The organism is Brachybacterium tyrofermentans, assembly GCF_039526165.1.
GTDB lineage: Bacteria > Actinomycetota > Actinomycetes > Actinomycetales > Dermabacteraceae > Brachybacterium > Brachybacterium tyrofermentans.
In genome coordinates this window covers 1-11,688 of the sequence record NZ_BAAAIR010000046.1, presented here as the reverse complement: position 1 = coordinate 11,688, position 11,688 = coordinate 1, and the positions used below count along the sequence as shown (strand labels likewise).

Sequence of the window (11,688 nt, the reverse complement as noted above, 5' to 3'; positions counted from 1 at the left end):
AGTGAGCACAGCATCGACCCCTGTGGCGGCGTCCGGCACCCCTGCGCCCGGCACCACCGGATCCAGCACCGGCGCATCCGGCCCCGGCACCCCCGACCCCCAGGCCTTCACCGGCCTCGACCGACAGGGCAAGCTCGTCTTCGTCGGCCTCATGCTCGGAATGTTCGTCGCCTCGATGTCCCAGACCATCGTCGGCCCCGCGATGCCCCGCATCGTGGCCGAGCTCGGCGGCGTGGAGCACTACAGCTGGATCGCCACCGCGGCGATGCTGGTCTCCGCCGTCGCGGTGCCGATCGTCGGCAAGCTCTCCGACCTGTACGGACGCCGCTGGTTCTACCTCGGCGGCCTCGCCGTGTTCATGATCGGCTCGATCCTGGCCGGCATGGCCACGGACTTCTGGTTCCTGGTCTTCGCCCGCGCCGTGCAGGGGCTCGGCATGGGCACGCTCATGCCGCTGAGCCAGACGATCATCGGTGACATCATCCCGCCCCGCCAGCGTGGCAAGTACCAGGGCATGATGGGCGCCGTCTTCGGTGTGAGCTCCGTGGTGGGGCCGCTCCTCGGCGGCACCGTCACCGACAACTTCGGCTGGCGCTGGCTGTTCTACCTGATGCTCCCCGTGGGCGTCGTCGCCTTCGCGTTCATCCTGCGGTTCCTGCACCTCAGCACGGAGACCCAGCACGGCAAGGTCGACTTCCTGGGGATGCTCACCCTGACGCCCGGCATGGTCATCGCCCTGCTCGCGACCACCTGGGGCGGCGGGGACTACGCCTGGGACTCCTCGGTCATCATCGGCATGTATGCGATCGCCGCGGTCTTCCTCATCGCCTTCGTGGTCATCGAGACCAGGGTCGCCGAGCCGCTGCTGCCGATGCACCTGCTGCTGCGCCCGATCGTGGCGCTGTCCGTGGCGGCGTCCTTCGCCATCGCCGTGGCCATGTTCGGCGCGATCATCTACATCCCCGTCTACGCCCAGGGCGTCATGGGCGTCTCCGCCACCAACTCCGGCGCGATCCTCATCCCGCTGTCAGTGGCCATGATCGTCACCTCCATCCTGGTCGGTCTGCTCATCTCGAAGACCGGCCGCTACAAGGAGTTCCTGGTCCTCGGCGGCATCGTCCTGGTGGCCGGCTACTGGCTGCTGTCCCGCATGCAGTACGGCGATTCGCAGCTGAAGCTGACGGCGGCGATGATCGTCATCGGTCTGGGTCTGGGCCTGTCGATGCAGGTCTACACGCTGGTCGTGCAGAACGTCGTGGCCCAGCGCGAGCTGGGTGTCGCGACCGCGGCGATCCAGTTCTTCCGCAACATCGGCTCCACGATCGGCACCGCTGTGCTGGGCACCGTGATGACCGCGCAGATGGCCACCTCCATCCAGGCGCAGCTCGAGAAGATCCCCGCCGAGCAGATGGCCGCGCTCCAGCAGTCCGGCGGAGAGATCGACAGCTCGGCGCTGGAGTCCGCAGTGCTCGACCCCGCCGCCCTCGAGAAGCTCCCCGCGTTCCTCGTGGACCCGATCCGGATGGGCATGGGCGACGCCATGCACATGGTGTTCCTGACCGCGCTGCCCTTCGTGGCCATCGCCCTGGTGCTGTCGCTGTTCGTCAGGCAGGTGCCCCTGCGGGACACCCTGCACACGGCCGACGAGGCCGCTGCGCAGCCGGGCACGGACGCTGCGGCGGACCTCGCCGGCACCGGCACGGAGCCGCAGGAGGAGCATCCGCACACCGGCCAGATCCCGGCCGTCGAGCCTGCGGACGAAGCTCCCCGCCGCGACGCCGACGGTGGTCTGGTGCGGTCCACGGACCGCTGACGCCTGCCGGCGACCGCTCCGACAGGACGTTGACGCCGGAACCTCGCCGCCGACCCCCGGCAGCACACCCGAGAAGCCCGCCCTGGTTCGCCGAGGCGGGCTTCTCGGGGTCCAGCACCCGGGATCAAGCACCCGGGATCTAGCACCCCGGGATCCGGTATGAACCTCTCGATCGTGTATCCCTTCTCCCCATCCCGGCCCCTTTTCCTGACCTGGTGGGGCCCCGCGTGGCACCATGAACCGGTGCTCCTCGTCGATCATTTCCCGCCCACGATGCCTCCTTCCCTCCAGGGACGGCTGACCACACGATTGCCGCTCGAGACGGACGTCGAACCGGTCGCCGCGCTCGTGACGGCGGGCATCCGTCGCCACACCCCGGACGGCGCGGCCGACCTCGAGGGGCTGCGCTCACGCATGGTGGGGCTGAAGTCCTGGTCGCGTCGCCAGCTGGTGGTGGTCGAGAGAACCGGCGACGGCTCCCCCGACCTGGATCGCGCCCCGGTCGCCTGGATCGCCCTCGAGGATCGCGCGTCGGGCCGCACCAACGTGCAGTTCGTGATCGACACCGAGGTCGCGGATCGCGACGCCCTCGCCGCCGCCCTGCTCGACTGGGCGGTCGAGGTCGGCGGCTCCTTCGCCCGCCACCGTGGGCTGGAGTCGACCCAGCTCTCCTGCGACGCCAACGAGCTGGACAGCGACCGCGGCCGCCTGCTCGCCGCCGCCGGCTACGACATGGTGCGCACCTGGCTGCACATGCGTCGGCCCGTCGCCGCTGGGGAGGCGGACTCCACCCCGGCACCGCGGGAGGGCACCCGCGTGCGCCCGGTCCACCGCCACAGCTCCGGGCTGCCCGTGGCCCAGGACGTGCGCACCGTGCACCGGATGCTCGAGGAGTCCTTCGCCGACCACTTCAACTCCTACCGGGAGTCCTTCGCCGAGTTCGTCCAGCGGCTCATCGAGAGCCCCGACGAAGCCGCCTGGGACCACTGGTGGATCGCCGAGACCGAGCACGAGGGGCAGTGGCTCCCCGCCGGCGGGCTCGTCGCGGCGAAGATGCCCGCGACGGCCACCCTCGGCGAGGGCACCTACCTGGAGTACTTGGGGGTGCATCGCAGCGCTCGCGGCCACGGCATCGCGAAGTCCCTTTTGCGCGCCGCGACCCACGACGCGGCCGAGCGCGGTCGCACCCATGTGGACCTCGAGGTCGACGACGACTCTCCCACCGGGGCCGACGGCCTCTACGAGTCGATGGGCTGGGAGACCTACGAGCGCACGCAGTCCTGGCACTCCTCCGCCGCCGCGCACCCCTCGCGCCTCCTCGAGCCGCCGACGGCCTGACGGCCCCGGCCCCACCACTGCCGTCGCCGTAGCCGACGTAACAAAGGTGGGGGAATCCGATTCGGATTCCCCCACCTTTGCCACGCTCGCTCTCGCACGAGCTCGGGCTCACGCTCCGTCACGCTCGGGCTCACACGCCCTGCAGTCCCAGCGGCCCTGTGCGGGGCTGCCGGGAAGGCGTCAGCAGGATGTCACTCCCACTCGATGGTGCCCGGGGGCTTGCTCGTGATGTCGAGGGTGACGCGGTTGATCTCGTTGACCTCGTTGGTGATGCGGGTGGAGATCCGCGAGAGCACGTCGTAGGGCACCTTGGCCCAGTCGGCGGTCATCGCGTCGTCGCTGGTGACGGGGCGCAGCACGACGGGGTGACCGTAGGTGCGGCCATCGCCCTGCACGCCCACGGAGCGCACATCGGCCAGCAGCACCACGGGGCACTGCCAGATGGTGCGGTCCAGGCTGGCGGCGGTGAGCTCGGCGCGGGCGATCGCGTCGGCCGCGCGCAGGATGTCCAGGCGCTCCTTGGTGACCTCGCCGATGATCCGGATGCCCAGCCCGGGGCCCGGGAACGGCTGGCGCCAGACGATCTCATCGGGCAGGCCCAGCTCGGAGCCGACGGCGCGCACCTCATCCTTGAACAGGGCCCGCAGCGGCTCGACCAGCTCGAAGGAGAGGTCCTCCGGCAGCCCGCCCACATTGTGGTGGCTCTTGATGTTCGCCGCGCCGTCGCCCCCGCCGGACTCCACGACGTCCGGGTAGAGGGTGCCCTGCACCAGGAACGCCTTCTGTTCGGCATGCGCCTCAGCGCCCTCGCCTTCGACGACGCCCTGCTCGCGCAGGATCTCCGCCTGGGCCTGCTCGAAGGTGCGGATGAACTCGCGCCCGATGATCTTGCGCTTGGTCTCGGGATCGGTGACCCCGGCGAGCGCGGTGAGGAACTGCTCCTCGGCGTCGACCATGATGAGCTTCGCGCCGCCGGTGGAGTCGCCGAAGGCCTGCTCGATCTGCTCGGACTCGTCCTGGCGCATGAGGCCGTGGTTCACGTACACGCAGGTGAGGCGATCGCCGATGGCACGCTGCACGAGAGCCGCGGCCACGGCGGAGTCGACGCCGCCGGAGAGGCCGCAGATCGCGGAGCCCTCGCCCACCTGGGCACGGATCCGCTCGAGCTGCTCCTCGATGACGTTGCCGGTGGTCCAGGACGGCGCGATGCCGGCGCCGCGGTGCAGGAAGTTCTCGAGGACCTCCTGACCGCGGTCGGAGTGACCGACCTCGGGGTGCCACTGCACTCCGTAGAGCTGCTTCTCGGTGTTCTCGAAGGCGGCGACGGGGCTGCCGGAGGACGTCGCGATGACCTCGAAGCCCTCAGGCGCTGCGGTCACGGAGTCGCCGTGGCTCATCCACACGTTCTGCTGGAGGTCCTGCGCGCTGAGCAGCTGCGAGGAGCCGTCGAGCGCCTCGAGCCGCGTGGCGCCGTACTCGCGCACTCCGGTCGGGGCGACGGTGCCGTCGAGAGCCGCGGCCATCGACTGGAAGCCGTAGCAGAGCCCGAGCACCGGGACGCCGGCCTCGAGCAGTGCCGGATCCAGGCGCGGGGCGCCCTCGGCATAGACGGAGCTGGGCCCTCCGGAGAGGATGATCGCACGCGGCTGCTTGGCCAGGATCTCCGTCGCCGGCATCGAATGCGGGACGACCTCGGAGTAGACCCGGGCCTCCCGCACGCGGCGGGCGATGAGCTGTGCGTACTGGGCGCCGAAGTCGACGACGAGGACGGGGCGCTGGTCGGTGTCATTCACCTGGCTGAGTCTACGGGCGCGCACGACTCCGATGCATCTCTGCCCGTCCATGGTGGAGGCAATACTCGTCACGCCCGACGTCACGCGGGACGTCACGCCCGACGTCGAGCCCGACGTCGAGCCCGAGATCGTGTTCGTCCTCCCGACCGTTCTCCGCGACGCCGCGCCCACCCTCCCTGGGCGGGGCAGGCCGACGCGGGCGACGCACGCGAGGAGGTCTCAGCCCTCGCGGTTCCTGGTGGCGGCCTCGCCGTCCTGCACGGTGGGGCGGTGCGTGAGGTCGGACTCCACGGCCTGATGCGTCCAGCGCTCCCCGAAGAAGGACAGCACGGGGATCACCCCGAAGAACATCAGCAGCGCCATGCGCGGCAGGCGCCAGCGCATCTTCACCCACAGGTCGAAGCCGAGGACCACGTAGATCATGTAGATCAAGCCGTGGATCGGTGACCAGGACTTGGAGATCGAGGTCCAGGTATCGGACGTGCTGGTGAACGGGGCATCGCCACCGAACACGACGTACCTCATGATCATGATCGACACGAGCACGAGCAGGGCGATGCCCTCCACGATCGAGGCGACGCGGAAGCGGGCGAAGGAGGTCCTGACGGCGACCTCATCCAGGGGGCGGGTAGTGGGCACGGGTCACACGTCCTTGTCGGAAGCAGGGGCGGCCTGCGAGGAGGCCGGGGTGGAAGAGCTCGGGTTCGACGAGCTCGAGGCGGAGGACCCCAGAGTGGCGGAGCTCAGCGCGGAGGGTCCCCGGAGGGCGGCGCCTTCCGCAGACGAGTTCTCGGTGAGAGACGGCTCGTCGGACGAGGTCCCCTCCGACGACGTCTCGTCGGACGCAGCCGCGGGGCCACCTTCCAGGGACTCCAGCATGGCCTCGCGCTGGTCCTCGAGCTCATCGAGGTGCACGCTGCGCACGCTGCGCCACCACAGGTAGAGGAAGAACGCCCCGAACAGGACCCACTGCATCGAGTAGCCGATGTTCTGCCAGTTCAGTCCCTTGGAGAACGCGGACTGCGCCTCCGGCATCGGGTTCAGGCCGTCGATCGGGTCCACATCGGCGAGATAGCCGGAGTACATCGGTGAGCCCCAGACGTTGACCAGCAGGGGCGTGGCGATCTCCCCGGCGACGCCGTCCTCGATGCCGCCGGCTGCGGCCTCGCTGGCCTCCAGGCGTCCGGAGACCACGACGTCGCCCTCCGGCACCGGCGGGGCGAGCGAGGGATCCAGCTCGCCGTCGGGTCCGGTGACGGCGTCGGCCGCGACCCAGCCGCGCGCCACCGGAAGCAGGGCGTCGGTGCCGTCCTCGAGCGGGACGTGCAGCGCGGCGACGATGATCACGGCGTCCTGGCCGTCGATCGACCGGCCGGGCACGATGATCTGCTCCTCCGCGTCGAACTGCCCGGTCGCGGTGACGATGTCGCCGACGATCTCGTTCGTGACGGCGCCGCCGATATCGACCACCTCGCGGATGTCGCCCAGCTCCTGAGCGCCGGCGGCCTGGTCGCTCATCGCCCGGTGCGCGCGGTCCCACTGCCAGGTGGCGAGCAGACCGCACACAAGGGTCGCCACCACCATCAGGGCGAGCAGCCCCAGAAAATAGGGGCGGAGGGCGACGCGGAGCATGCGGGCCATCGTACGAGCCGCACCTGGGATGCGGCCTGGAACAGTGGGCCGCAGGAACGAGATCTGTGCGACGTCGCCCGGGTGCGCAGGGCCCGGACGCCCACGGACACGATGCGCAGGGCGCTGGGCCGGAGGTCCCGACGCCGGGTCGCTGCTCGCGCCTATGCTGGCACCTGTGACTCAGAGTGTGTATATCGCCAGTCCAGAGGGAATGACCGGGAAGTCGATGGTGGCTTTCGGTCTGCTCGAAGCCCTCGCCTCCCGTTCCGATCGCGTCGGGGTGTACCGCCCCGTCGTCAAGGCCGACCGTGCGCGCGACTATGCCGTCGACCTCCTGACCAGCCATCCAGCAGTGGACCAGGAGTACGACGACGCGATCGGCGTGGACCACCAGCTGGTGCTGTCCGATCCCGACACCGCCCATGAGCGCATCCTCAGCCGCTATCGCGAGCTGGCCGAGCGGTTCTCGATGCTCGTGGTCCTCGGCAGCGACTACGACGACCTCGCCAATCCCACCGAGCTGGGCTTCAACGCCGAGGTGGCCGCCAACATGGGCGCCCCCGTCGTCATCGTGCTGTCGGGCCTGGACCGCAGTCCGGATCAGATCGCCGCTCTCGCCGCGGTCTCCCTCAGCGAGTTCACCGGTCACCACGCCTCCCCCATCGCTGTGGTCGTCAACCGGGCCGAGGCCGATTCCCTCGAGGCGATCCGCACCGCCGTGTCCGCGAAGTCCGACGCGGCCCTGGCCGACGGCGCCCTCGTCTCGGTGATCCCTGAGAATCCAGTGATCATGGCGCCGACGGTGCAGGAGGTGAAGGACGCCGTGGACGGCTCCCTCCTCCAGGGCAACCCGGAATGGATGGACCGCGTGGCCATCGGCACGGTGATCGCGGCGATGAGCCTGCCCAACGTGCTGAGCCGGCTCACCGAGAACTGCACCGTGATCGCTCCCGGTGACCGCTACGACCTGCTGCCCGGCCTGATCATGGCGCAGCAGTCCGGCACCTTCCCCGCCCTCTCCTCGATCGTGCTGACCGGTGGCTACGACGTGCCCGAGGAGGTGGGGCGCCTGATCTCCGGCGTCCAGCAGGACCTGCCCGTGATCGCCACCGACCTGTCCACCTTCGACACCGCCGTGAAGGTCGCCCGCACACGGGGCCGCCTGAGCGTCGGCAGCCCGCAGAAGATGGACGCCGCGCGCCGCGCCGTCGCCGAGCACCTCCCCACCGCCGACGTGCTGGCAGCGCTCGAGGTGAGCCGCAGCGAGGTGGTGACGCCGATGATGTTCGAGTTCGAGCTGCTGGCCCGCGCCCGCGGGGAGAAGAAGACCATCGTCCTGCCCGAGGGCGAGGATCCGCGCATCATCGCCGCCTCCGAGGCGATCCTGGCTCGAGGCGTCGCCGATCTGATCCTCCTCGGCGACGAGAACCAGATCCGCGCCAAGGCCTCCCAGCTGGGCCATGACATCTCCGAGGCGACGATCGTGTCCCCGCAGTCCGAGGAGCACGTCGAGCGCTACGCCGCGGAGTACGCCCGGCTGCGGGCCAAGAAGGGCGTCACCCTCGAGCAGGCCCGCGAGAAGATCCAGGACGTCTCGTACTTCGGCACCATGATGGTGCAGCTCGGCGAGGCCGACGGCATGGTCTCCGGCGCGGCCCACTCGACCGCGCACACCATCCGGCCCTCCTTCGAGATCATCAAGACCAAGCCGGGTGCGCAGATCGTCTCCTCGGTGTTCCTGATGGCTCTCGAGGACCGTGTGCTGGTCTACGGCGACTGCGCCGTGAACCCCGATCCGACGGCCGCGCAGCTCGCCGACATCGCCGCGCAGTCCGCCGCGACCGCCGAGCAGTTCGGCGTGGTCCCGCGGATCGCGATGCTCTCCTACTCGACCGGCACCTCCGGGACCGGGGCCGACGTGGACAAGGTGCGTGAGGCCACCGAGCTGGTCCGCTCGGCGAACCCGCAGCTCGACGTCGAGGGACCGATCCAGTACGACGCCGCCGTGGACGCCTCGGTCGCCAAGACCAAGCTCCCGGACTCCTCCGTCGCCGGCCGCGCCACGGTGTTCGTGTTCCCCGACCTCAACACCGGCAACAACACCTACAAGGCGGTGCAGCGCTCCGCCGGCGCGATCGCCATCGGCCCCGTCCTGCAGGGTCTGAACAAGCCGGTCAACGACCTCTCCCGCGGCGCCCTGGTCGACGACATCATCAACACCGTCGTCATCACCGCCATCCAGGCCCAGGCCGATTCCGCACCCGACGCCTCCTCCACCTCCCACGCTTCACCCACCGGCTGATCACCCATCCGCTGGTCACCGACCCGCTGATCACCGACGCCGACCACCGACCTCACCGCTGAGGAGCTGACCCAGCCCTATGACCGATTCCTCCCCCACCACCGATGCCGCTGTTGCCGTTGGTGCCGCCGACTCCACCGCCGACGCCCGGGTCCTCGTCATCAACTCGGGCTCGTCGTCCCTGAAGTTCCAGCTGCTGGACCCGGACACGGGAACGGTCGACGCCGCCGGCATCGTCGAGCGCGTCGGCCAGGAGCAGGGCACCGCGTCCATCGCGGCGGGCGCGAAGGAGTCCAGCGTCGAGGGGCCGGTGCCCGATCACGCCGCCGGCATGAAGATCGTCGAGTCGCTGTTCGCGGACGTAGGCCTGTCCCTGGCCGACGACAGGATCCGCGCCGTCGGCCATCGGGTGGTCCAGGGCGGCGCCCGCTACGCGGAGCCCGTGCTCATCGATGACCAGGTGCGCTGGGACATCGAGGACCTCGGCAAGCTCGCGCCGCTGCACAACTATGCGGCGGTCTCCGGAATCGACGGGGCGAAGGAACTGCTCCCCGACGTGCCCCACATCGCCGTGTTCGATACCGCCTTCTTCACCGGGCTCCCCGAGGCCGCCGCGAACTACGCCCTGAACCGTGAGATCGCCGCCGAATACAAGGTGCGCCGCTACGGCGCCCACGGCACCAGCCACCAGTACGTCTCCCGGGCCGTCTCGGAACGCCTGGCCTCTCAGGGCCGCGACGTGAGCGAGCTGCGGCAGATCGTGATGCATCTGGGCAACGGCGCCTCGGCCTCCGCCGTCCTCGGCGACCGAGCCGTGGAGACCTCCATGGGGCTCACCCCGCTCGAGGGCCTCGTGATGGGCACCCGCACCGGGGACATCGACCCGACCATCTACTTCCACCTGCACCGACGTGCAGGCATCGGCCCCGCCGAGATCGACGACATCCTCAACAAGCGCTCGGGCATGCAGGGCATGTGCGGGATGAGCGACTTCCGCGACATCACCACAGCGGTCGAGGCGGGTGATGAGGCGGCCATCCTCGCCACCGACGTGTACGTGCACCGGCTGCGCAAGTACCTGGGCTCCTACACCTTCGTGCTCGGCGGACTGGATGTGCTGACGTTCACCGCCGGCATCGGCGAGAATGTGCCGATGGTGCGTGAGCGTCTGCTGACCGGTCTCGAGGATCTGGGTATCGAGCTCGACCTCGAGGCGAACGCGACCCGCAGCAAGGAGGCCCGGGTCATCTCCACGCCCGCCTCGAAGACCCTCGTGATGATCGTGCCCACGAACGAGGAGCTGTCCATCGCGCAGCAGGCCGTCGCTGTGGCCCGCAGCGACGCCTGAGACCCGCGGCAAAGTCTGAGACCCGCGACGCCGCCTGAGACGCGCGGCGCCGCCTGAGACGCGCGGCGCCGCCTGAGGCCTGTCCGCCTGCACTCCTCTCCGCATGGGCAGTGCTCCCCATCTCGAGATCGCCGTGCTCCCCGTAGTCTTCTGGACATCGACCACGACGTATCGAGGGGGAACAGATGGCGTATCAGGCGTCCTATGGCATGTATCAGGAACCGCGCAAGAAACGTGGACTGAAGAGGATCATCTTCGGGATCCTGGGGATCATCGCCAACGGCATCGGCCTGCTCGTGATGCCCTTGGTCGCCGGCGCCATCGTCGCGGCCTTCGCCGTGATGTCGTCGACTCCGGTGTCGACGGGCGGATCGCCCGCCACCCTCGACGCCTCGGTGACCTCGTTGTACTACGTGTCCGTTCCGACCTCCGAGGCTGCCTCGGTGTCATGCTCGGTCGACGGCAGCTCGGACGTCGAATGGGAGCCTGACGTCTCCTCCGTGACCACGACCGTCGACGGTGTCGAGTACACGGAGGTGGGCAGCCTCCAGGTCCTCGACGACCAGGAGGTCACGATCACCTGCGACGGCGCCAGCGACATCGCAGTCTCCGATATCGGCCTGATCGGGACGCTCATCGGCGTCGGCGTCGGCCTCGTGATCCCGATCGGTCTCGGAATCCTCGCGTTCGGGCTGCTGATCTGGGGGATCATCGCGCGCGTGCGGTCCTGACCATCACCGGTCCCGCCACGGGGCCGGGCGGCCCCGACCTGCCTCGGGCACGTCGAGGCACCATCGGACATCTCCGCGCGACCATGCGGAGCAGAAGGCCACGGGGGAGAACATGATGTACCAGTCGTCCTACGGGTACGCAGCGCCGCCTCGCAAGCGCCGCGGTGTCAAGCGATTGGTGTTCGGGATACTCGGCATCCTCGCGAACGGGGTCGGGCTGTTCGTCATGCCGTTCGTCGCGGGGTTCATCGCGCTGATGGTCTCCGGCATCGGCTCCATGGAGCTCACTCCCCTCGATCCCGGCAGCGACTCCTTCGAGGCCTCCTCCTGGTCCTCGTACACTCTTGCCGTTCCCGCGGACGATCTCGACTCCGTCTCCTGCACGATCAACGGAACGGATGTCGACGTCGAAGCCGGCGACCGCACCTATTCGCCGGGCACCGTCGACGGCGTCGCCTACTACGAGGTGCACGAGATCATGGTGAGCTCGACCCAGGAGGTCTCGGTGAACTGCGAGGGCACCGACGCCGTCGCCCTGTCGGAGCTCGGCTTCACGAGCACCGCCGTCAGCTTCGGTGTCGGCATCGTGCTCCCGATCATCCTCGGCCTCGCGGCGCTGGTGCTGACCATCTGGGGCCTCATCGCGCTTGTGACTTCGTTCGCTTGGTGGCGGGGTTTTTGCAGCGCTCCGTGGCGGTCTTGTTGCCGCGATCACGCAGGACTGGCTGCAG

At 69.5% G+C, this 11,688-nt stretch carries 9 protein-coding genes; 6 read left to right on the top strand and 3 right to left on the bottom strand.

What is annotated here, in order from left to right:
* Position 1: 1 nt before the first annotated feature.
* Both ABD093_RS14170 and ABD093_RS14165 read left to right on the top strand, forming a co-directional pair.
* On the top strand, positions 2–1,813 hold the full coding sequence (locus ABD093_RS14170; protein WP_343925357.1) for an MDR family MFS transporter: 1,812 nt from the start codon (positions 2–4) through the stop codon (positions 1,811–1,813).
* 159 nt (positions 1,814–1,972) lie between these two features.
* Positions 1,973–3,151 carry a GNAT family N-acetyltransferase gene (locus ABD093_RS14165; protein ID WP_343925355.1) on the top strand — a complete coding sequence of 393 codons (1,179 nt, stop codon included), beginning with the start codon at positions 1,973–1,975 and terminating at the stop codon, positions 3,149–3,151.
* 191 nt (positions 3,152–3,342) lie between these two features.
* Here ABD093_RS14165 and guaA read toward each other — a convergent pair whose 3' ends face one another.
* The 3 genes from guaA to ABD093_RS14150 form a co-directional block, all read right to left on the bottom strand.
* On the bottom strand, positions 3,343–4,944 hold the full coding sequence (gene guaA / locus ABD093_RS14160; protein ID WP_343925353.1) for a glutamine-hydrolyzing GMP synthase: 1,602 nt from the start codon (positions 4,942–4,944) through the stop codon (positions 3,343–3,345).
* 219 nt (positions 4,945–5,163) lie between these two features.
* The gene (locus ABD093_RS14155; RefSeq protein WP_343925351.1) at positions 5,164–5,583 is read right to left on the bottom strand and encodes a DUF3817 domain-containing protein; all 420 of its coding nucleotides are present in this window, start codon (positions 5,581–5,583) and stop codon (positions 5,164–5,166) included.
* 3 nt (positions 5,584–5,586) lie between these two features.
* Positions 5,587–6,576 carry an SURF1 family protein gene (locus ABD093_RS14150; RefSeq protein ID WP_193117774.1) on the bottom strand — a complete coding sequence of 330 codons (990 nt, stop codon included), beginning with the start codon at positions 6,574–6,576 and terminating at the stop codon, positions 5,587–5,589.
* Positions 6,577–6,739: 163 nt separating this feature from the next.
* On the opposite strand from ABD093_RS14150, the gene pta reads away from it, so the two are divergent.
* The 4 genes from pta to ABD093_RS14130 all read left to right on the top strand — a co-directional run.
* Complete coding sequence (gene pta, locus ABD093_RS14145) at positions 6,740–8,878, top strand: phosphate acetyltransferase (protein WP_377802314.1); 2,139 nt, start codon at positions 6,740–6,742, stop codon at positions 8,876–8,878.
* A gap of 79 nt (positions 8,879–8,957) precedes the next feature.
* Complete coding sequence (locus ABD093_RS14140) at positions 8,958–10,226, top strand: acetate kinase (protein ID WP_193117772.1); 1,269 nt, start codon at positions 8,958–8,960, stop codon at positions 10,224–10,226.
* A 185-nt stretch (positions 10,227–10,411) separates the two neighbouring features.
* A complete protein-coding gene (locus tag ABD093_RS14135) occupies positions 10,412–10,957 on the top strand; it encodes a hypothetical protein (RefSeq protein WP_193117771.1) in 546 nt (181 codons plus the stop codon).
* 112 nt (positions 10,958–11,069) lie between these two features.
* Positions 11,070–11,688, top strand: a 619-nt coding sequence (locus tag ABD093_RS14130; protein WP_343925346.1) for a hypothetical protein, incomplete at its 3' end; no start/stop codon positions are given.

What these genes read in the sequence shown, in the direction of transcription:
- ABD093_RS14165 (WP_343925355.1), top strand. Translation starts at nt 1,973, where the DNA reads ATGAACCTCTCGATCGTGTATCCCTTCTCCCCATCCCGGCCCCTTTTC.
- ABD093_RS14150 (WP_193117774.1), bottom strand. Translation starts at nt 6,576, where the DNA reads ATGCTCCGCGTCGCCCTCCGCCCCTATTTTCTGGGGCTGCTCGCCCTG.
- pta (WP_377802314.1), top strand. Translation starts at nt 6,740, where the DNA reads ATGCTGGCACCTGTGACTCAGAGTGTGTATATCGCCAGTCCAGAGGGA.
- ABD093_RS14140 (WP_193117772.1), top strand. Translation starts at nt 8,958, where the DNA reads ATGACCGATTCCTCCCCCACCACCGATGCCGCTGTTGCCGTTGGTGCC.
- ABD093_RS14135 (WP_193117771.1), top strand. Translation starts at nt 10,412, where the DNA reads ATGGCGTATCAGGCGTCCTATGGCATGTATCAGGAACCGCGCAAGAAA.